A 20,480-nucleotide genomic window follows, 5' to 3' on the forward strand; every position below is an offset into this window, starting at 1 on the left:
GCGGACATGTACGCGCCCTCGGAGGCGGCCCGCCGCAGCGGCTTCAGCCTCGACACCCTCCGGTACTACGAGAAGATCGGCCTGCTCAGCGACGTGGGCCGCACGTCCGGCGGCCGGCGCGTCTTCACCGACGACGACCTGGGCTGGCTGGTGCTGTTCCGCTGCCTGCGCGACACCGGCATGCCGATCGCGCAGATGTGCCGCTACGCCGAGCTGGCCCGAGAAGGTGAGCACACCGTCAGCGAGCGAAAGGCGTTGCTGGAGCGGCACGCCGCACAGGTGGAGGAGCAGATGCGCCTGCTCCAACGCCAGTACGACCACCTGCGCGGGAAGATCCGCTACTACGAGGGGCTGTCCGACCAGGACTGAGCGGCTGAGCCGGCGTCGCTCAGTCCGCCGATCAGGCGACGGCGTCCGCCGCGTGCCCGGCGTCCGCCGAGTCGGCGGCGGTCGGCCGGACCGTGATGACGATCGGCTTCGCGCCCAGGCACTCCGGGGCGAAGTGCGCGACGATGTAGTCCCAGGTCGCCTTCGCCTCGCCGTAAGTGAACGTCGGCTCGCCCTGCAGGTAGATGTTCAGCACCCCGCGAGGGATCGACCAGCCGCGCCACCAGCTGTTGGTTTTCGGGGAGTACATGATGCGGTCCACGCCGTCGGTGTGGCAGAGCCCGAAGTAGTGGCCCAGCTCGTGGATCGGCACGTACTTCCAGATGTCGTCGGGAAGGTTGTCGACGAAGGTGGCGCCGGAGGCGTTGTCGGCGCTCAGCCCGCACCGGGTGCCGTGCAGGTTGCTCGCCAGCCCGCGAAGCGTGTTCGTGTAGCGGAACACCCCGACGACGACCGGGTGGCAGAGGTCGGCGGTGGCACCCGCCGAGTCGACGGTCTTGTCACGCCGGCCGAACACGTCGATCAGGAACCGGGTCTGGGCGGCGCTGGATCCGGTGTGCACGATGTGGCCCGCCGCGGTGACCTCGCGCCGATCCTGGTCGAAGTCCAGCATCAGCGCCAGCTCGCGGCCCTTCTCGCTGGCGATGGAGAGCTTCGTGTCCAGCGCGCCGTCGCGCATCGGCAGCACGATGAACGGCGGGCCCTCGGCGCCCCGGGAGGTGAGGTAGGTGTCCAGCTCCTCGGCGGAGATCGGGTTGTCGAACTCGCCGCCGCCGCCACCGCCGCCCAGCACCGGCCCCTTCTTCACCGTCTTGTAGCGCTTGCGGTTCCAGAAACCCTCGTCGAACTCGAAACCGCAGAGCGCCCGCAGGTTGATCGCGCCCTGTTCGTGCAGCACGACCAGGTGGGGTACGCCCGGCTCGCGCGGCGACGGCGTCTCCGAGTCGAGCACCGTCCGGTACGCCGTCCCGTGCAGGCGCAGCCCGAACGCGCCGTGGTCCAGCCGGATCGCCTCCTTGATCTGGGCCAGCGCGTCGCCGGAGTACTTCGCCTCCAGCAGGCCGCGCACGTAGCGGCGCAGCCGCTCCTTGTTGATTTCCTCGATGATGTAGTCGATCGTGTCGCCCAGGAGCACGATGCGGCCCAGCCGGATGGCCCCGAGGACGGCGCCGATCCCGATCCGGAGCAGGCCGTCGAGGATCCGCCGCCAGTCCAGCGTGACGATGCCGACGACGACGTCCCAGAGTCCGGCCACGATGTCGACGATCGCCTCGACGACGACCCCGACCAGCTTGCAGACCGTGCGGGTCACCCACTTGCCGACGATGACGACCACCCACCGGATGACCTTCACGAAGTACGTGACGAACCAGCAGACCCAGCCGCGCGGGTCGTACCAGGGGTAGTCCTTGCACTTCTTCTCCTGCCGTTCCTCCCACTCCTCGACAGGCTTGGAGACCTCCTCCTCGATCCATTCGGTGATTTCGGTGCAGACGAGTGCCATGAGAGATCCCCCCTTCGAGTCAGGAGGCTGGATGCAGGGAGCGCAGTCGCGCGAGCAGGCGCCATCGGCTCCAGGCCAGGCCGAGGAGCTTGGCGGTTACCGCCGTGAGGAGGCAGCCGGCCGCCGCCACGGCGACGGCCCGGCTGCCACTCGGACCGATCAGGACGGCGGCGGCCCCGGCGGCGACGAACGCCACCGCCGCCCAGGTGCAGCCGCAGTCGTTGAACAGCCGCCGGATCGCCCTGGCCGCGCGGTCACGCTCGGTGTCATCGAGCCCGGGCATCATGACGGTGACCCGGTCGAGATGGGGGCGCTGCAGCCACGAGACCAGCGCCTCAGCCCGATCGAGATCGGCTCGGTCGGCGATCTCGATGTTCACGGTGCGTCACCTTTCCACGACACCTCCAATGTGGGCGTGGCGTGCGGTGGCGTCAAGGAACCGATCGGCTGTGTCGGGAATGCGTTAGCGGTTGCCGCGGAGGCTCGCGGCTGAGGAGTGCTGCCGCCGTCGGGGGCGCGGTGCTGCCTCCGGGCGTCGAGGGCCGGCGATCAACCCGAGCGGTGCTGGGCTGGCACTCGGCGAAGAGCCGGCGATCGCCCTGCCGCACCGGGCCTCAACCGGTGGTGGTGAGATCCGTGGTGGCGGCCAACTCGGTCACCGCGTCCAGGACCCGGCGCAGCGTGGGCGAGCTGTTGTCGGGCAGCCAGACCATCTCGGTCGCGGTGAACTCCCCGGTCAGCGGGACGAACACCACACCGGTACGGCGGAGGTTGTGTGCCGACCAGCCGAGTCGGGTGATCCCGACGCCGGCCGCGACGAGGCCGAGCAGCCCCTGCACGCTGGTGTCCCGGGCGACGATCTCGGGGATGAATCCGGCGGCGTGGAACTTCTCGTCGAACACCCGGTGCCAGGGTTCCCAGGAGCTGCGCGGCGTCATCACCCAACGTTCGTCGGCGAGCTCGGGCAGGGTCAGTTCGTCGCGCCCGGCGAGTGGGTGTTCCTCGGGCAGGACGATGCACACCTGTTCGGTGGCGAGCGTCCGGGCGGCCAGGCCGGGGACCTGTGGTGGGCGGGTGAACGCGAGATCGTAACGGCCGTTGAACAGGCCCTCGACCAGCGGCCCGATGGCCGTCTCCTCGGTGGCCAGCTCCAGGCCGGGAAGCTGTTCCCGGACCACCCGGACCACCGGCGGCAGCAGATGGTTCGCGGTGGTGGACAGGAAGGCGAGGCGGAGCCGGCCGATCTCGCCGCGTACGGCCCGGCGGACCACGGCGACGGCTTCGTCGGCGCGGTCGAGCACCGCCCGCGCCTCGGGCAGGAACAGCGCCCCGGTGTCGGTCAGTCTGGTGCCCCGGCTGTCCCGGTCGAACAGTTTCGCGCCGAGGATCCGTTCCAGCGCGTTGATCTGCTGCGAGAGTGACTGCTGCGCGATCATCAACCGGGTGGCGGCCCGGGTGAAGCTGGACTCCTCGGCGACGGCGACGAAGTACCTGAGCTGCCGAAGATCAGGGGTCACAGGCCGAGCCTACCGCCGTGCCAGGCAGCCAGTGTTGGTCGTGCCCAACCGTCCGCAGCAGCATCGTTGCTGTTCACGACCACACGTGGCAGGAGCGAGAAGATGCAGGACAACACGCAGGGCCGGGTCTGGTTGATCACCGGTTGTTCCTCCGGCTTCGGCCGGGAACTCGCGCTGGCGGCGGTGGCCGCCGGCGATCGGGTGATGGCCACCGCCCGTCGGCCGGAGACCCTGGCGGACCTGGCGGAGCAGGGCCGGGGCCGGGTGGCCACGGTGGCGCTGGACGTCACCGACCGGGCTTCGATCGACGCCGCGGTGCAGGCCACGCTGGCGCTGCACGGCCGGATCGACGTCCTGGTCAACAACGCCGGTTCGCTGGTCCTCGGTGCGATTGAGGAGGTCAGCATGGCGGAGCTGCGCCAGCAGATGGAGGTGGTCTTCTTCGGTGCGGCCGAGGTTACCAAGGCGGTCGTACCGCTGATGCGCGAGCAGGGCAGCGGGACCATCGTGCAGATGAGTTCACTGGGCGGGCAGAAGACGTACCCCGGATTCGGGGCGTACCACGCCGCGAAGTGGGCGTTCGAGGGGCTGTCCGAGACGCTGGCCTCCGAGTTGGCTCCGCTGGGGGTACGGGTGTTGATCGTGGAACCGGGCGCGTTCCGGACCGAGTTCAACTCCAACAAGTACGTCACCGGGGCGATGGCGGCCTACCGGGACACGGCCGGGGCGACCCGGAGGTACACCGACGAGTTGCTGGGCGCGGAGCCGAACGACCCGGTGAAGGGCGCGGCGGCCATCCTGAAGGTGCTGGACAGCGACCGACCGCCGCTGCGGCTCCTGCTCGGCGGTGACGCGGTGGACGGGCTGCGCGAGCACCACGCGGCGCTGCTGGCCGAGGTCGCCCGGTGGGAAGAGATCAGCAGGTCGACCGCGGTCGCCTGACCGTTGTGCGCGTGCCTGTCGAGGCCCGTCGACAGGCACGCGGTCGCGGCCGCGGAGACCCCGCGACGTGCCTGGCCGGCCGGTGGGCCGTCACGCCGCGGCCGTCAGGCGGGGCAGGAACGTGCCCAGGGAATCGAGGGCGTCCCTCCGGACGACGTAGCGGGTGACGCCCCAGCGGCGGCGGTGCGCGGCGACCGCCGCGACGATCTCGTCCTCCGTGCCGATCAGCACGAACGGGGTGGCGAGCAGTTCCGCGACGGTCAGGCCGGTGTCCTCGGCCGTCTCCGCGGCCGCGGCCTCGGCGTCGTCGGTCACCACGACCTTCTGCACCAGCGCCTCCAGCTCCGGCGGTGCGTCGCGGCCCTCGGCGCCGGCCGCGACCTCGGCGAGCTGCGCCTCGATGTCCGCCGCCCGCCAGCGCACCTCGTGGGCGTAACCGTCGGGCAGGGTACGGCCCAGGCCGGCCAGTCCGACGACGTCCGCGTACGCCCCGGCCCAGCGCAGCAGCCGCGAGTTCGCGGTGCCGACGGTGAGCGGGATCCGCCGCTGCACCGGACGGGGCTTCTCCAGCCGGGCGCCGTGGACGACCAGGTCCGAGGTGTCGACGGTGACCTCCTCGCCGTCGAGCAGCGCCCGGGTCGCCTGGGCGACGGCGATGCAGCGGCGTACCCGGCCCGCCACGTCCGGCCGTTCCCGACCGACGGCCCGCCACTCGGCCGGGGTGTGGCCGGCGCCGATGCCGAGCCGGGCCCGCCCGTTCGAGACCAGGTCGAGGGTGGCCACGTCGGCGGCGAGCAGCATCGGCTCCCGGACGCCGGCGTTCGAGACGTACGAGCCGAGGCCGATGGTGCTGGTCACCGCCGCGGCGGCGGCCAGGGCCACGAACGGGCTGGTGACCACCCCGGGGTGGTCGGCGGTGAACAGGGCGTCGAAGCCGACGGACTCGGCACGGCGGGCCAGCGCGGCCCAGCCGGCGGCGTCGGCCGGGCTGGCCTGGAGGCTGAAGGTGACCATGCGGCCCAGCCTGCCGGGCTTCGGCGCACGCGGCCACCAGGTCTGGGCCGATTCTGCTACCGGCAGACCGGGCGGCAGCGCCGCGAGTCGGCGGTGGCAGCGCGGTGGTGGGGCGGCAGCGCCGCGAGTCCGCGGTGGCGGAGCGGCGGTGGCGGCGCGAGTCGGCCGCGGCGGGAGTCGGTGGCGGTGCGGCGGCGGCGTTCAGGCGGGCGGGGTGCCGCCGCCGTGCCCGGGACCGTCCTTCTCCTCGGGCTCGTGCCAGGCGGCGCGGAAGGCCACCTCGTGTGCCTCGTGAGTCGTCTTCTCCTGGAAGACCGCGGTGCGCAGGGCCCCCCGCGAGTCGGCCATCACCACCACCTCGACGGCCACCAGGCCGACGCAGATGAGGGTCAGCAGGCCGAGGGCGGCGAGAGCGGGCAGCAGGACGCCCGCCGGGATGGCCGCGCCGAGCACCGCCACGACGCCCACCCGGCTCCACGACAGCGTCCGCAGGGTGCGCAGCTGGAACAGCATGGTGCCGCAGAAGTAGCAGATCACCCCGCCGAACAGCAGTGGCACGCCGGGGCCGTGGGTGGGTTCGAGCAGGCTGACGTGCGGGTCGGCGATCTGGCGGACCATCTCCTCGGCGCCGAGGGCGAAGACGATGATCCCGGCGATCATGACCAGGTAGACATAGGCGTAGGCGTCTCGGGCCATGGCCACCCGGGGGCGGCCCAGCGCCGCGTGCTGCGCGATACGGGCGGCCGGGCCGACCACGTCGTAGTGCGCCCACCAGAGCGCCGCCGTGAAGACGATCCCGCACACCGCCGCGGCGACCGCCGGCCAGGTGACCGGCTGGCCGAGCAGGTTGCCACCGACACCGACCGAGATGATCGATTCGCCGAGCGCGATGATGAGGATCAGGTCGTACCGCTCCGTCCAGTGCTCGGCCGACGTGATCGTCCAGCCCCAGGCGCCGGCGACCAGGCCGCTGCCGTACTGGAGCACCACGACGCTCAGCCAGAGCAGGTCGCGCACCAGCATCGCCCGGCCCAGGTCCTCGATCTGGGGCGGGACCAGCGCGGCGGCGAGCAGCAGGGCGGTGCTGAGGACGACCTCGGGGGAGTACCTCAACAGCAGGCGGCGCTCGCCCGGCTTCTCCTGCGCGACGTGCCAGTAGAGCAGCAGGTGCACGCCGCGGATCACCAGGTAGCTGACCGCCACCACCATCGGCCCGGCGGCGTTCTGACGGGGATCGGCGAACGCCTGGGGCAGCGAGAGCGCGAAGCAGAACAGCGCCGCCATCCCGATCACCATCAGCACCGGGACGAAGCCCTCGCCGAGCCGGACGCGGGCGGCGACCACGCTGTGCACCACCCAGCACCACCAGAGCACGGCGAGCACGAGCAGGGCGTGCAGCAGGCTGGCGCCGGTGATGTTCATCGCGGTCGCGCGGGTGATGATGAAGAACGAGAAGACGAAGACCAGGTCGAAGAAGACCTCGAACTTGTCGACCCGGGCCCCCGGCGCGATCGCCACGGCCGGTCCCAGCCGGTCGCGCCACCGGTGACTCCCCATTGATCGAGTCTGTCAGCGGGTCGGGGGGCGCCGGGCCGGAATCCGCCCAGCTCAGGTGCGGCGGGGCGGGACCCGGCCGACGCAGGTGTCGCCGGTTCGGAAGCCCGGTCAGGCGCCCGGCCAGGCGGTCGGGGCCTGGACGTCGCCCGGCTACGACGCGCTGTTGCGCTGGCCGGGCGTCGACCTGGACGCCTTCTGGTCTCGTCCTGCGACGCGGGGCGAGCCCGGACGGGGAGTCGGGTCAGCCTCCGGCGCGGAAGCGCAGGCCGTCCATCAACAGGTCGAGCAGCCGGCCGGCCTGGTCCCGCTGGGCCGGCTCGCCGGCCGCGAGCGAAACCCCGCTCAGGCTGGCCAGCACGTCGGCGGCCGCCACGTCGCCGCGGACGGTTCCCGCCTGGGCGGCCGCCTCGAGCAGCAGACCGAGCGCGCCGAGCAGCAGGTCCCGGCTCTGCGCGTACGGGTTGCTACCGGCGGCGATGACGAGGCGCAGCGCGTCGGCCATGCCGCGCTTGGTGGCGAGGTAGTCGACGAACCGGTCCATCCAGGTCCGGATCGCCTCGTCCGGCGGCAGCTCCTCGAGCAGGTCGGGCGCCGCGTCGCAGAGCTTGGCCAACTCGTTGCGGTAGGCCGCCTCGACCAGCGCCTCCCGGGTGGGGAAGTGGCGGTAGAGGGTGCCGATGCCGACCCCGGCGTCCCGGGCCACGGACTCCAGCGTTACGTCCGGCCCGCGCTGGGAAAACGCGCGTACCGCGGCGTCCAGCAGCCGCTGGCGGTTGCGCTGGGCGTCCGCGCGCAGTGGGCGGGGGCCGGTGTCCGGCACGTCGCCTCCTCTTCCCGGCAGGGTCGGCCAGTGGCCGGTTGGCAAACGGAGGAACCTCCGGTTAGGCTCGACCGTAACGGAGGATCCTCCGCTTCTCATCGTAGCGGCCGGGCGCCCCTGCCCGTCGCCACCGACAAGGATGGATCATGACGAGCACACGCGTGAACACACCCTTCTCCCGCGACACCACGGCCCGGGAGGTGGTACGCGGCGTCGACCTCGCCGGCCGCCGGGCGGTCGTCACCGGCGGCGCCTCCGGCATCGGCGTGGAGACCGCCCGGGCGCTCGCCGAGGCCGGCGCCGACGTCACCCTCGCCGTCCGCAACCCGGACGCGGGCCAGGAGGCCGCGGCCGACATCACCGCCACCACCGGCAACGACCGGATCCTGGTCGCCGCGCTGGACCTGGCCGACCAGGCCTCCGTGGGCACGTTCGTGGCGAACTGGGACGGCCCGCTGCACATCCTGGTCAACAACGCCGGCATCATGGCCTCGCCCGAGATGCGCACCCCGCAGGGCTGGGAGATGCAGTTCGCCACCAACCACCTGGGCCACTTCGCGCTGACCACCGGGCTGCACCGGGCCCTGGCTGCGGCCGGTGGCGCCCGGGTCGTCTCGGTCAGCTCGGCCGCGCACCTGCGCTCGCCCGTGGTCTTCGACGACATCCACTTCGCCGAGCGGGAGTACGAGCCGTGGTCGGCGTACGGGCAGTCGAAGACCGCCAACGTGCTCTTCGCCGTGGAGGCGACCCGGCGCTGGGCCGACGACGGCATCCTCACCAACTCGCTGATGCCGGGCGCGATCCGGACCAACCTCCAGCGCTACATCAGCGAGGAGGAGCTGGACCGGATGCGGTCGCAGAGCGGCGGCGGGGCCGGTTACTGGAAGACCACCGAGCAGGGCGCCGCGACCTCGGTGCTGCTCGCCGCGTCGCCACTGCTGGAGGGCGTCGGCGGGCGCTACTTCGAGGACTGCCAGGAGGCCGGGCCCAACCAGCCGGGCACCCGCACCGGCTACGCGCCGTACGCGCTGGACCCGGAGGCTGCCGAGCGGCTCTGGCGGGTCTCCGAGGACATGCTCCGGGCCTGACCGCCGGACCGGCGAACGGGGGCGGGAGACACGACGAAGGGGCGCCCCGGGTGACCGGGGCGCCCCTTCGTCGTTGCTTGTCGGATCAGGCCAGGCCCAGCTCCGCCTCGAAGTTGCCGGCCTCCAGCCGCTCCTTGACCGCGACCAGGAAGCGGGCCGCGTCGGCGCCGTCGATCAGCCGGTGGTCGTAGGAGAGCGCCAGGTACACCATCGACCGGACGGCGACCACCTCGCCCAGCTCCGGGTCGTTGACCACGACCGGGCGCTTCACCACGGCACCCGTGCCGAGCATCGCCGACTGCGGCGACGGCACGATCGGGGTGTCGAAGAGGGCCCCCCGGCTGCCGGTGTTGGTCAGCGTGAAGGTCGCCCCGGCGATCTCGTCCGGGCTGATCTTGTTGGTCCGGGTGCGCTCGGCCAGGTCGGCGATCCGCTTGGCGATGCCGCCCAGGTTCAGGTCACCCGCGTTGTGGATCACCGGCACCAGCAGCCCGCGCTCGGTGTCGACGGCGATGCCCAGGTGCTCCGCGTCCGGGTAGGTGATCGTCCCGGCGGCCAGGTCCATCCGCGCGTTGACGATCGGGTAGGTCTGGAGCGCCTCGATCGCCGCGAGGGCGAAGAACGGCAGGAACGAGAGCTTCACGCCGTGCCGCTGCTGGAAGGCGTCCTTCGCCTGCGCCCGCAGCTTGGCGACCTTGGTGACGTCCACCTCGATCACCGTGGTGAGCTGCGCCATCTCGTGCAGCGACTCCTGCATCCGCTTGGCGATGGCCGCGCGGATCCGGGTCAGCTTCTCGGTGCTGCCCCGCTTCGCGCTCGGCTGCGGCTTGGCGGCGGCCGGCTTGCTCGGCGCGGCGGCGGCGGGCTGCGCCGCCGGGGCCGGGGCGGCCTTGGCCGCCTTCGCCTTCTCCGCCGCCTCCAGCACGTCCTGCTTGCGGATCCGACCACCCACGCCGGTGCCGTTGACCGAGGAGAGGTCGACGCCGTGCTCGCTGGCCAGCTTGCGGACCAGCGGGGTCACGTAGCCGGCCGCCTCCTCCCCGCCACCCTGCACGGGAGCCGACGGGCGCTGCGGGGTCGGGGCCGGCGCCGGCGGCACCGCCCGCTGCTCCGCCTGCACCGGCTGCGCCGAGGTCTCCGCCTCGGGGGCCGGCTCGTTGTAGGAGGCGCCCGGGGTGGGCTCGGCCACCGGGGCCGGCTTCGCCTCGGGCTGCGGCGCGGGGGCCGGCTTCGCCTCGGGCTGCGGCGCGGGGGCCGGCTTCGCCTCGGGCTGCGGCGCGGGAGCCGGCTTCACCTCGGCCGGGGCCGCGCCGGCGGCGCCGATCACGGCCAGTTCGGCGCCGACCTCGGCGGTCTCGTCCTCGGCGACCTTGATCTCCAGGACGGTGCCGGCGACCGGCGACGGGATCTCGGTGTCGACCTTGTCGGTGGACACCTCGAGCAGCGGCTCGTCCACCTCGATGGTGTCGCCGACCTGCTTCAGCCACCGGGTGACCGTGCCCTCGGTGACGCTCTCGCCCAGCGCCGGCATGGTGACCGGGGTGCCCGCGCCGGACGGCGCCGGCGCGGCCTGGGCCGCCGGAGCAGGAGCGGCCGGCCGCTCCTGCTCCGGCTCGGGACCGGTGCCCTCGGCGGCAGCCGTCGGCTGCGGCGCCGGGGCGGCGACCGGCTGCTCGGCCGGGGCCTGCTGCTGCGGCGCGGCGCCGCCGGCCTGCTCGCCCTCACCGGAGATCACGGCCAGCTCGCTGCCGACCTCCGCGGTCTCGTCCTCGCCCACCACGATCCGGGTCAGCACGCCCGCCGCGGGCGACGGGATCTCGGTGTCGACCTTGTCGGTCGACACCTCGAGCAGGGGCTCGTCGACCTCGACGGTCTCGCCCTCCTGCTTGAGCCAGCGCGTGACGGTGCCCTCGGTGACGCTCTCGCCGAGCCGGGGCATGGTGACCGATACCGGCATCTTCTAAGACTCCTTCATTCCCCTGGTGCGATCTCGCCCGTCTGCCGCCGGACGCCGCGGAATCAGTTCTCGATCAGGCGTGCGCGTGCAGCGGCTTGCCGGCGAGGGCCAGGTGCGCCTCACCCAGGGCCTCGTTCTGCGTCGGGTGGGCGTGCACGAGCTGCGCCACCTCGGCCGGGTAGGCCTCCCAGTTGTAGATGAGCTGCGCCTCACCGATCAGCTCACCGACCCGGGCGCCGACCATGTGCACGCCGACCACCGGGCCGTCCTCCACCCGGACCAGCTTCACGAAGCCGGCCGTCTTGAGGATCTGGCTCTTGCCGTTGCCGCCCAGGTTGTAGTTGTAGGTCTTGACCTTGTCCGCGCCGTACTGCTCCTTGGCCTTCGCCTCGGTCAGGCCGACCGACGCCAGCTCCGGGTCGCAGTAGGTGACCCGCGGGATGCCCGCCTCGTCGATCACGGCCGGGTTCAGGCCGGCGATCTCCTCGGCGACGAAGATGCCCTGCTGGAAACCGCGGTGCGCGAGCTGGAGGCCCGGCACGATGTCGCCGACCGCGAACACGTTCGGCACGTTGGTGCGCAGCCGCTCGTCGGTCAGGACGTAGCCACGGTCCATCTTCACGCCCTGCTCCTCGTAGCCGAGGTTGGCCGTGGTCGGGCCCCGGCCGACCGCCACCAGGAGCAGTTCGGCCTCGACGGTCTCGCCGCCGGCGATGGTCACCTTCACGCCGCTGTCGGTCTTCTCGACCTTCTCGAACGGCTTGCCGACCTTGAAGTTGATCTTCCGCTTCCGGAACGCCCGCTCCAGCGCCTTCGAGGACTCCTCGTCCTCGGCGGCGACCAGCCGGGGCAGCGCCTCGATGATCGTCACGTCCACGCCGAAGGACTTCCACACGCTGGCGAACTCGACGCCGATCACACCGCCGCCCAGCACGATCGCCGAGGACGGGACGCGGTCCATCACCAGCGCGTGGTCGCTGGTGACGATCCGCTCGCCGTCGATCTCCAGGCCGGGCAGGCTCTTCGCGTACGAGCCGGAGGCCAGCACGACGTTGCGGCCGGTGTAGCGCCGGCCGTCCACCTCGACGGTGTTCGGGGCGACCAGCTTGCCGTGCCCCTCGATGATGGTGATCGCCTTGTTGCTCTTGAGCATCCCCTGGAGGCCCTTGTAGAGCCGGGCGATCACGCCGTCCTTGTACGAGTTGACGCCGGCCATGTCGATGCCGACCAGCTCGGCCTTGATGCCGAACTGCTCCGACTCGCGGGTCTGATCGGCGATCTCCGCCGCGTGCAGCAGGGCCTTGGTCGGGATGCACCCGTTGTGCAGGCAGGTGCCGCCGAGCTTGCCCTTCTCGACGAGGGCGACGGAGAGGTCCAGTTGGGCGGCGCGCAGCGCGGTCGCGTAGCCGCCGCTCCCACCTCCGAGGATCACGATGTCGAAGGTTGTGTCGTTCGGCTCGCTCACGTCCAACTCCCAGGTCGCGTCGCTGCATCGGGGGCCCAGCGGGGAAACGGGGCACTCCCCACCTCGGTCATCTTGTCACCACCGGACGCAGGGCGCGTACCGAGGTGCCCAACGACACGTCCGCGACACGTACTCTTGGCACCGTTGTCGATGACGGATTGTGGGGGAGAGGTCCGTGGGGTTGTTCCGGCGGCGCAAACAGGCGCGGGTGGTGAGCCACGACCGGGCGGCTGACCGTGCCGATCTGGAGCATCTTGAGAACTTCGTCCGGACCCGGCGCGGGGTGGAGGTCTACATCGAGCCCCGGACCACCGTCACCGAGACGACCGTGATGCTCATCGCCGACGACGGCGAGTGGACCCGCCGGCGGATCGACGGGCCGGACGGCGCGCGACGGTTCGCGCACCGGATGGCGATCCCGGTCTACGACGTGCGCCTGATGGGCTACCCGAAGCGGATGCGTGACTTCAACGAGCGCCGCAAGCGTCGCCCCGACCTCTACTGACCCTGCCGCGGCGCCCGTGCCGTGCCGCGCGCCCGGAAGGGCGTACTCGCGAAAAGAGTGGCCGACCCGCGCGGGTCGGCCACTCTTTTCGCGAACGTGCGCTGATCCGCGCGGCAGTCAGCCGTTGGCGGCCACGTCGTCGATCAGGTGCAGCAGGGTGCGGACCGGGACGCCGGTGCCGCCCTTGGCCCAGTAGCCGGTCGGCTCGCCGGAGTGGTAGCCCGGGCCGGCGATGTCGATGTGCGCCCAGGCCACGTCCTCGGTGACGAACTCACGCAGGAACACGCCGCCCTGCAGCATGTGCCCGGCCCGGTCCATCCCGGCGTTGACCTGCGAGATGTCGGCGACGTCGGAGTCCATGCCCTTGCGCACGTCGTCCGGCAGCGGCATCGGCCAGGCCGGCTCGCCGGTCGCGTCGCCGGCGGCCTTCACCCGCTCGCACAGCTCCGGGGTGCCCATCACGCCGGCGATCCGCTTGCCCAGCGCGATCACCTGCCCACCGGTCAGCGTGGAGGTCTCGAAGAGGTAGTCGCAGCCGTCCTCGCAGGCGCGGGCGATCGCGTCGGCCAGGATCATCCGGCCCTCGGCGTCGGTGTTGAGCACCTCCACCTTCTTGCCGCTGTACATGCTGATCACGTCACCCGGCCGGTACGAGGTGCCCGACGGCATGTTCTCCGCCATCGGCAGGTAGCCGGTCACCGCGACGGACGGCTTGAGCGCGGCCACGGCCAGCATCGCGGCACCCACCGCGGCGGCGCCGGCCATGTCGGACTTCATCTCCCACATGCCCTGAGCCGGCTTGATCGAGATGCCGCCGGTGTCGAAGGTGATGCCCTTGCCCACCAGCGCCACCCGCTTGCCGGTGCCGCCACCCTCCGGGGTGTAGGTCAGCTTCACCAACCGCGGCGGGGCCTCCGAGCCCTGCCCGACCGCGATGATTCCGCCGTACCCGCCGGCGGCGAGCGCGGCCTCGTCCAGCACCTCGACGCCGAGCCCGGCCTCCCGTGCCGCGGCCGACACGGCCTCCGCGAAGGCCGGCGGGCGCAGCTCGTTCGGCGCGGTGTTCACCCAGTCGCGGCTGGCCCGGACCGCCGCCACCACCGCCTGGGCGCGGGCGACCTCGGCCTGCGCGGTGCGGTCGCTCGCGTCCGGCACGGCGATCAGCACCTCGGCCACCGGCTCGCGCCGGGTCGGCTGCGGCCGGGTCTTGTAGCCGGCGAAGCGGTACCCGCCGAGCAGAGCGCCCTCGGCCACCGCGCGCAGCGCCGCCGGGGCGTCGGCGTCGTCCGGCAGCGGCAGGGCCAGCGCCACCCGCCCCGCGCCGGCGAGCGCCCGGACGACCGCGCCGGCGGCCCGGCGCAGCGTCTCCGGGGTCGGCGCGGCGCCGGACGGCTCGGGGCCGAGGCCGACGGCCGCGACCACCGGAGCGGTGACGGTGCCCAGCGTGGCCAGCTTGATCACCTCACCCGGCCCGCCGGTCGCACCGAGCAGCGCCAGCGTCTCGGTGAGCTTGCCGTCGAAGGCGGCCGCGATGCTCTCGGCGCCGGTGGACAGCAGCAGGGTGCCGGCGAGGCCGCTTGTGGCGTCCTGCTCTCCGGTCTGGCTGTGCACGCCGATCACGATGGCGTCGACGGCGAGCTCGGCGGGGTCGGTGTCGACCAGGCTGAGGGTGGTGCGGGGCGATGTCACTGAAGCTACTCCGGGCGGGCCGGGCCGGCCGCGGGGACGCGTGCCGGCGGTGAAGGTCTCGGCGGCAACCTACCCGCCGGACGTCAGGGCTGTCCCGCCGATGGCTCCGGCGGGTCCCGCCGATGCTAACCAGCAGCCCCGCCCCCGGTAAGTTGCCACCCATGACCGACGTGACCACCGACGCCGCCGCGACCCGGCTGCGCCGTTCCGCGCTGCACGAGCGGCACACCGCCGCCGGCGCCAAGTTCGCCCCCTTCGGGGGTTGGGAGATGCCGCTCGAGTACGCCGGTGGCGGCGTGCTCCGCGAGCACACGGCGGTGCGGACCGGGGTGGGTGTGTTCGACGTGTCGCACCTGGGCAAGGCGCGGGTGACCGGGCCGGGCGCGGCGGAGTTCGTCAACGCCTGCCTCAGCAACGACCTGGGCCGGATCGGCCCCGGCCGGGCGCAGTACACGCTCTGCTGCGACGACGCCACCGGCGGGGTGGTGGACGACATCATCGCCTACCTGCACGCCGACGACCACATCTTCCTGATCCCGAACGCCGCGAACACCGCCGAGGTCGTCCGCCGGCTGCGCGCCGCCGCGCCGCCGTCGGTCACGGTCACCGACGAGCACGAGGCGTACGCGGTCCTCGCCGTGCAGGGCCCGCGCTCGGCCGAGCTGCTCGCCTCGCTGGGCCTGCCGACCGCGCACGAGTACATGAGCTTCTCCGCCGCCACCCTGGACGGCCCCACCGGCCCGGTGGAGCTGACCGTCTGCCGCACCGGCTACACGGGCGAGCACGGCTACGAGCTGGTGGTGTCGGCGGAGCACGCCGTGGCGGTCTGGGACGCGCTCTTCTCCGCCGACGAGGCGTACGGGCTGCGGCCGTGCGGGCTCGCCGCCCGGGACACGCTGCGCACCGAGATGGGCTACCCGCTGCACGGGCAGGACCTGTCGCTGGAGATCACCCCGGTGCAGGCCCGCTCCGGCTGGGCGGTCGGCTGGGACAAGCCGGCCTTCTGGGGCCGGGACGCGCTGCGGGCGGAGAAGGCGGCCGGCCCCCGGCGTACGCTGCGCGGCCTGGAGGCCGTCGACCGTGCCATTCCGCGCCCCGGCATGACCGTGCACGTCGGCGACGCCAGGGTGGGCACGATCACCAGCGGCACCTTCTCGCCGACCCGCAAGCAGGGCATCGCGCTCGCCCTGCTGGACACCGCCGCGAACCTCGTCGACGGCGACCTGGTCGAGGTCGACATCCGCGGCCGCCGCGCCCAGATGCGCGTCACCCGCCCCCCGTTCGTCCAGCCCTCGGTGAAGTAACCCCGGACGGGGTCAGTTGTCGGCGTGCGGGCGTTCGCCGGCGTCGAGGACGGCCTGGGTCCAGCCGCCCTCGACGACGCCGGTGCCGTCCAGCAGCGCCCAGTCGACGACGTCGGCGGCCTCGACCACGACCGGGGAGCCGATCCGTACGGTCGGGTCGGAGTTGGCGTCGCTGGCGCTGACCCCGACGATCCGCTCCGCGTCGTCCCACGTCGTGACCCCGGCCCAGACGTACTCGGGACCGTCCTCGCCGGGTAGGCCGTACTTGACCACCAGCTGCGACTCGCGTGGCAGCCGGCCGCCGACGAACCGGGTCCGCACGTCGTCGAGTCCCGCCCGGGCGGTGGCGATCGCCTTGCTCATCGCGTCACCGGACCGGGCGTAGCGCACGTCGGGCTGGATCCCGGCGAAGAGGGTGGCGCAGGCGGCCGCGTAGTACCGGCCGTCCGGGCCGGGGTGGCCCTCGGGCGGCCGCAGGCTCAGGAACGAGTCGGCGTCCGGGTCGGTCGCCGGGTCCAACTCCAGCCGGAGCAGCACCGGGGCGGTCGCGCCGTGCTGCTCCGGGTTGCCGTACGCCACCGCGATGTCGTGCCCGGTGACCGTGGCCAGCACCGGCAGCTGCACGAACGCGGGCACCTCCTCGCCGGCCAGCCCGTCGGTCCAGTCCCGCAGCAGCCGCCGTGCGGCGCCGGTCATCACCGCGCCCCAGGCCCGGGTCAGGTGGTCGGGCACGCCCTGGGTCTGCAGCTCCAGCAGACCGAACCGGCGCAGCCCCTTCGTGGTGAACCACAGCCCGTCCGCGTCCGACGAGTAGGGCACCAGCACCCAGTCGACCAGCCGGATCCGACCATGCTCGTCGGGGAGCGAGCGCAGCGCCGTCGCCGGGTCCAGGAACTGCAAGCCGAACACGTCGACCACGTCGCCGCCGACCGACTCGGCGACCGCCGCCGCCACCGCCCGCGCCGCCCACTCGTGCGCCGGCGGCCAGCCGGGCCGGTACTCGGCCTGCACCACCACCAGGTGACTGGCCGCGGCGAGCCGGTCCAGCTGCGCCTCGGTGGCGCCGAACGCGGTGAGCAGGTCCGGCGGCAGCTCGGGGAACTCGCCGATCGGCCGGGTGTCCACGCTCATCAGCGGACTGTCCAGCATCTGCCGGGCGAGCCCGTAGACCGGCTCGGCGAGCCGCCCGGCGAGCGCCGCCACCGCGTTCTTCGTGCTGATCCGCGGCAGACCCGCGACGGGCACCAGGTAGGTCGCGTTGAGCGACTCCGGGACCGGTACGGGCAGGAAGTCGTCCGTGATGAGCATTCTCGTCCCCCGGTTGGCCTTGCTGGTGCTGTCGAGCCGAACGCTACCCGGCAGGCGTGGCCACCTTCAGGCGGACAGCACCAGTCCCAGGTAGACCAGCGTGGTGACCACCTCGACGGTCGCGCCGAGCACGTCCCCGGTGATCCCGCCGAACCGGCGTACCACGTGTGCCAGCAGCGGCATCGCGACGGCGAGCGCGGCACCGACGACGAGCGGCCCCTGCCACGGCCGGCCCGGCACCGCGGCGACGGCCACCAGCGCGACGGCCGCCGCGCCGATCACCGGCGCGAGCCGACCCACGGTGCCCGCGACCAGCGCGCCGAGCCCTTCGGGCCGGGCCGCCGGCACGCCCCGCCGGCAGGCCAGCGTGACGCCGAGCCGGCCGGCCGCCGTGGCGACGACCACCGCCGCGAGGGCCGCCGGCCGGGACCGCCCCGCGAGCTCCGCGAGCGCCGCGGCCTGCACCAGGAGGACGACCACCAGCGCGGCCACCCCGAACGGGCCGACGTCCGGCTTCTTCATGATCTCCAGCGCGGCCGACCCCCGCCGGTACGAGCCCAGCGCGTCCACGGTGTCGGCCAGCCCGTCGAGGTGCAGGCCCCGGGTGAGCAGCGCGGCGGCGCCGACCGTCACCCCCGCGGCGACCAGCGGGGGCGCGAACGCGGCCAGGAGCAGCAGCACCCCGGCCAGCACCACCCCGAGCAGCGCCCCGACCGCCGGGGCGAGCGTCATCGCGGTGCCCGCCACCGCCCGGTCGATCCGGCCGGCACGCACCGGCAGCGTGGTGAACGTGGTGAGCGCCAGCCGCGCCCCCGCGACGAGCCGGGGCTCAGTCGGCACGCCAGCCCGACGGATCCACCGGCTCGGTGCTGGTCGGGCCCGGCCCGGCGGGCTCCGGCTCGGCGAACTCCGGCTCGGTGCTGGTCGGGCCCGGCCCGGCCGGCTCCGGCTCGGCGTACTCCGGCTCCTCGGCCGCCGTGTCGGCGCCGGTCCCGTCGTGGCCCGGCTCGCCGCCCCCCAGCGACGGGTGGGTCGGCAGCGCGGCGGCCAGCGCCAGCACCGAGTTCAGCATCGGCAACGCGACCAGCGCGTTCGCGCCCTCGCCGAGATCCAGTTTGAGGTCGAGCACCGGGGTCAGGCCGAGCACGTCGGCGGCCAGCCGCGCCGCGGGGTGCCCGCCGTGGTCGGCGATCAGGCACCAGTGCCGGGCCTGCCCGGCCAGGTCGCGGCTGACCATGCCGGCGGCCAGCCCGACCGGCCCGTCCACCATCACCGGGATCCGGCGGGCCGTCGCGCCGAGCAGCACGCCGGTGGCGATCGCGATGTCCCCGCCGCCCAGCTCGGCCAGCACGTCCTTCGCCCCGCGGGGCGAGCGGCGGGTGCGGTGCAGCGCGTCGCGGACGGTGGCGCAGCGGCGCATCCAGGCCGCGTCGTCGATCTCGCCGGAGTCGGTGACCACCCGGCCGAGCACCGCCGGCGGTTCCGCGCCCGCGGTCGCGGCGAGCACCGCCGCGGCCGCGGCCTCGGTGCCGGCTCCGCAGGCCGCCAGCACCAGCAGCTGTACGCCCGCCTCGGCGGCCTCCTCGGCCAGCCGCCAGCCGTAGCGCAGGGCGGACTCGACCTGGTCGCCGGTGAGCGCCGGCTCGGCCTCGATCGGGCCCGCCGTCGGCGCGGTGACCACCTGGAGGCTCGCGCCGCACTCGGCGGCCAGCCGGGCGAGCGCGCCCCGCCCGGCGCGGGCCTGCTCGGCCCGGCGCATCGACTCCCCGGGCACGGTGCCGGCGGCGGCCCCGCCGGCGTGGTCGCCGTGCACCAGCAGCACGCGTGCCGACGCCCAGGCGGCCGGGGTCGGGGTGCCCTGGGTGGCGGCGGCGAAGCCGACCACCCGGTCCAGCACGCCCAGCCCGGCGCCGGGCACGTCGAGGGTGGCGAGCCGCTCGATCGCCTGCGGACCGGCGTACTCGTCGGGCATCGGCAACTCCATGCCCGGCTGGATGACGAGCCCGGTGGCGACCATCGGCAACGCCATGGTCGGCGCGGCCCAGGGGGTGACGCCTCCGGTGGGGGCGGCCGGCGGGGCGGGGGTCCGCACGTCCGGCAGGGCGACCAGCTCCGGCATCGGCTCCAGGGCGGCGCCGTTCACGGCGGCGGCCGGCGGGGCGGCCAGGGCGGGTTCGGCGGCGGCCGGCGCCACGGCGGCCGGGGCACCCGGCGCGGCGGTCGTGCCCGGCTTGAGCCAGGCGGGCTGGCCGGCGACCACCAGGACCACCGCGTCGCAGGCGTCGGCGACCGCCCGGTTGGCCGCGCCCAGCGCGTCGGTGAAGGCCCGGCCGAGCGGGGTGGTCGGTACCAGGGAGAGGCCCACCTCCGGGCTGACCAGCACCAGCCGGGCCGGGCAGCCGCGGACGGAGGCGGCCAGCTCGGCGATCGTCGCCGTGTCGTCCGCCGGCTGGTGCGCCGGGTCCAGCAGCACGGTCACCCAACCGCCGAGGTCGTCGACGAGCAGGGTCTCGTTCGGTTCGGCGGCGGCGATCACGTCGGCCAGCCGGCGCGGGTCGCCGGCGGTCTCCTCCGTGGTCCAGCTGCCCGGCCGCCGTTCCCGGTGCGCCGCCAGCCGGGCGGCCCACTCGGTGTCGTCCGGGTCCCCCTCGGGCGCGGTGGCCACGTAACGGACCACCGGCGCGTCGCTGACCAGGGACTCGGCGAACTCGGACTTGCCGGACCGGATGCCGCCGAGCACCAGGACCGTGTTCCACCCGTCAACCGACATGCCCGTACCTTAAAGCCGCCGGGGGTGGGGCTGCCTGCCGGCCCGGGCGGTCAGCCGCAGTGCTCGAACCCGCTCGCGTAGCTGACCCCACCGGTCGACCCGCCCCACTTGACGCACGCCCCGGCCGCGCCCGCCCGCACCGGGCCGGCGTAGTAGTCGAACGAGCCGCTGTCGGTGCTCCGGGCCTTCCCCTTCACCTCCAGGTACGCCGACACCGCCGTTCGCGTGCCGACCGCGGTGTCCTTCAACGTGACCGTGCAGTTGGCGCCGGTGCCCGGGTGGTAGAGCAGGTAGACGCGGCCCTTGCGCGTGCCGTCGCCGCCGGTCAGCGTCGCGGAGTCGATCACCTGATAGCCGCTGCCGCACACCTGGGTCGCCGTATACGGGTTGGGTCTGCTCGGTTTCGGGCTGCTGGTCGTGGGCGTGGGCCGGGCGCTGGTGCCTCCGGTCGGCCCGGTGCTCGGCGCGCCGCCGGCCGGTTCGCTCGGCCGGCCCGGTGCGCCACCCGGCGTGGGGGTCGCCGGCCGGGTGCCGCTCGGCGTGCTGGTGGCCGCCCGCCCGGGCGTGGTCGCGGCCGGCTGCGGCGCCGGCGACTGCGGTGCCTGCCCCGACTCGCCGGCCAACGCGGGCGGCCGCCCGCCGCCCTCGGGCCC

At 73.8% G+C, this 20,480-nt stretch carries 17 protein-coding genes; 5 read left to right on the forward strand and 12 right to left on the reverse strand.

The annotated features are described in order from the left end of the window. The first annotated feature begins 6 nt into the window (after positions 1–6). The gene (locus O7603_RS29285; protein WP_281572948.1) at positions 7–369 is read left to right on the forward strand and encodes a MerR family transcriptional regulator; all 363 of its coding nucleotides are present in this window, start codon (positions 7–9) and stop codon (positions 367–369) included. A 31-nt stretch (positions 370–400) separates the two neighbouring features. Here O7603_RS29285 and O7603_RS29290 read toward each other — a convergent pair whose 3' ends face one another. From O7603_RS29290 to O7603_RS29300, 3 genes are all read right to left on the reverse strand, one after another. After that, entirely contained in the window at positions 401–1,891 is a 1,491-nt protein-coding gene (locus O7603_RS29290) for a hypothetical protein (protein WP_281572949.1), read from the reverse strand. 19 nt (positions 1,892–1,910) lie between these two features. Next, on the reverse strand, positions 1,911–2,270 hold the full coding sequence (locus O7603_RS29295) for a hypothetical protein (RefSeq protein ID WP_281572950.1): 360 nt from the start codon (positions 2,268–2,270) through the stop codon (positions 1,911–1,913). A 235-nt stretch (positions 2,271–2,505) separates the two neighbouring features. Further along, positions 2,506–3,408, reverse strand: coding sequence for a LysR family transcriptional regulator (locus O7603_RS29300; protein WP_281572951.1), 903 nt, complete (start codon positions 3,406–3,408; stop codon positions 2,506–2,508). 102 nt (positions 3,409–3,510) lie between these two features. Between O7603_RS29300 and O7603_RS29305 the strand changes: the two genes are divergently transcribed. Beyond that, on the forward strand, positions 3,511–4,350 hold the full coding sequence (locus O7603_RS29305) for an oxidoreductase (RefSeq protein ID WP_281572952.1): 840 nt from the start codon (positions 3,511–3,513) through the stop codon (positions 4,348–4,350). Between the two features lie 90 nt (positions 4,351–4,440). Here the strand turns inward: O7603_RS29305 and O7603_RS29310 are convergent, their stop codons facing one another. The 3 genes from O7603_RS29310 to O7603_RS29320 all read right to left on the reverse strand — a co-directional run bounded on the left by O7603_RS29310 (position 4,441) and on the right by O7603_RS29320 (position 7,741). Beyond that, positions 4,441–5,364, reverse strand: coding sequence for an LLM class flavin-dependent oxidoreductase (locus O7603_RS29310; RefSeq protein ID WP_281572953.1), 924 nt, complete (start codon positions 5,362–5,364; stop codon positions 4,441–4,443). Between the two features lie 201 nt (positions 5,365–5,565). Further along, positions 5,566–6,921 carry a low temperature requirement protein A gene (locus O7603_RS29315; protein WP_281572954.1) on the reverse strand — a complete coding sequence of 452 codons (1,356 nt, stop codon included), beginning with the start codon at positions 6,919–6,921 and terminating at the stop codon, positions 5,566–5,568. A gap of 241 nt (positions 6,922–7,162) precedes the next feature. After that, the gene (locus O7603_RS29320) at positions 7,163–7,741 is read right to left on the reverse strand and encodes a TetR/AcrR family transcriptional regulator (protein WP_281572955.1); all 579 of its coding nucleotides are present in this window, start codon (positions 7,739–7,741) and stop codon (positions 7,163–7,165) included. Between the two features lie 143 nt (positions 7,742–7,884). Between O7603_RS29320 and O7603_RS29325 the strand changes: the two genes are divergently transcribed. Next, on the forward strand, positions 7,885–8,829 hold the full coding sequence (locus O7603_RS29325; protein ID WP_281576858.1) for an SDR family NAD(P)-dependent oxidoreductase: 945 nt from the start codon (positions 7,885–7,887) through the stop codon (positions 8,827–8,829). An 85-nt stretch (positions 8,830–8,914) separates the two neighbouring features. On the opposite strand, the gene sucB is transcribed toward O7603_RS29325, so the two are convergent. Both sucB and lpdA read right to left on the reverse strand, forming a co-directional pair. Continuing rightward, positions 8,915–10,786 (reverse strand): 2-oxoglutarate dehydrogenase, E2 component, dihydrolipoamide succinyltransferase, encoded by a 1,872-nt coding sequence (sucB, locus tag O7603_RS29330; protein ID WP_281572956.1) that lies wholly within the window; start codon positions 10,784–10,786, stop codon positions 8,915–8,917. 73 nt (positions 10,787–10,859) lie between these two features. Then, positions 10,860–12,290, reverse strand: a complete 1,431-nt coding sequence (gene lpdA / locus O7603_RS29335; protein ID WP_281576859.1) for a dihydrolipoyl dehydrogenase — start codon at positions 12,288–12,290, stop codon at positions 10,860–10,862. A 136-nt stretch (positions 12,291–12,426) separates the two neighbouring features. Here lpdA and O7603_RS29340 point away from each other — a divergent pair, with 136 nt between their 5' ends. After that, on the forward strand, positions 12,427–12,756 hold the full coding sequence (locus O7603_RS29340) for a hypothetical protein (protein WP_281572957.1): 330 nt from the start codon (positions 12,427–12,429) through the stop codon (positions 12,754–12,756). A gap of 117 nt (positions 12,757–12,873) precedes the next feature. Here O7603_RS29340 and O7603_RS29345 read toward each other — a convergent pair whose 3' ends face one another. Further along, positions 12,874–14,445 carry a leucyl aminopeptidase gene (locus O7603_RS29345; RefSeq protein ID WP_281572958.1) on the reverse strand — a complete coding sequence of 524 codons (1,572 nt, stop codon included), beginning with the start codon at positions 14,443–14,445 and terminating at the stop codon, positions 12,874–12,876. A 161-nt stretch (positions 14,446–14,606) separates the two neighbouring features. Here O7603_RS29345 and gcvT point away from each other — a divergent pair, with 161 nt between their 5' ends. Continuing rightward, positions 14,607–15,749 carry a glycine cleavage system aminomethyltransferase GcvT gene (gene gcvT / locus O7603_RS29350; protein ID WP_281572959.1) on the forward strand — a complete coding sequence of 381 codons (1,143 nt, stop codon included), beginning with the start codon at positions 14,607–14,609 and terminating at the stop codon, positions 15,747–15,749. Between the two features lie 12 nt (positions 15,750–15,761). Here gcvT and O7603_RS29355 read toward each other — a convergent pair whose 3' ends face one another. The 3 genes from O7603_RS29355 to O7603_RS29365 form a co-directional block, all read right to left on the reverse strand. Next, positions 15,762–17,057 (reverse strand): DUF2314 domain-containing protein, encoded by a 1,296-nt coding sequence (locus O7603_RS29355; protein ID WP_281572960.1) that lies wholly within the window; start codon positions 17,055–17,057, stop codon positions 15,762–15,764. Between the two features lie 66 nt (positions 17,058–17,123). Further along, complete coding sequence (gene cobS / locus O7603_RS29360; RefSeq protein ID WP_281572961.1) at positions 17,124–17,897, reverse strand: adenosylcobinamide-GDP ribazoletransferase; 774 nt, start codon at positions 17,895–17,897, stop codon at positions 17,124–17,126. Then, a complete protein-coding gene (locus O7603_RS29365) occupies positions 17,887–19,827 on the reverse strand; it encodes a bifunctional adenosylcobinamide kinase/adenosylcobinamide-phosphate guanylyltransferase (protein WP_281572962.1) in 1,941 nt (646 codons plus the stop codon). Before O7603_RS29365 ends, cobS begins: the two co-directional genes overlap by 11 nt. Between the last annotated feature and the right edge of the window lie 653 nt (positions 19,828–20,480).

Origin of the sequence: Micromonospora sp. WMMD812 (assembly GCF_027497215.1) — a bacterium.
Lineage (GTDB): Bacteria > Actinomycetota > Actinomycetes > Mycobacteriales > Micromonosporaceae > Micromonospora.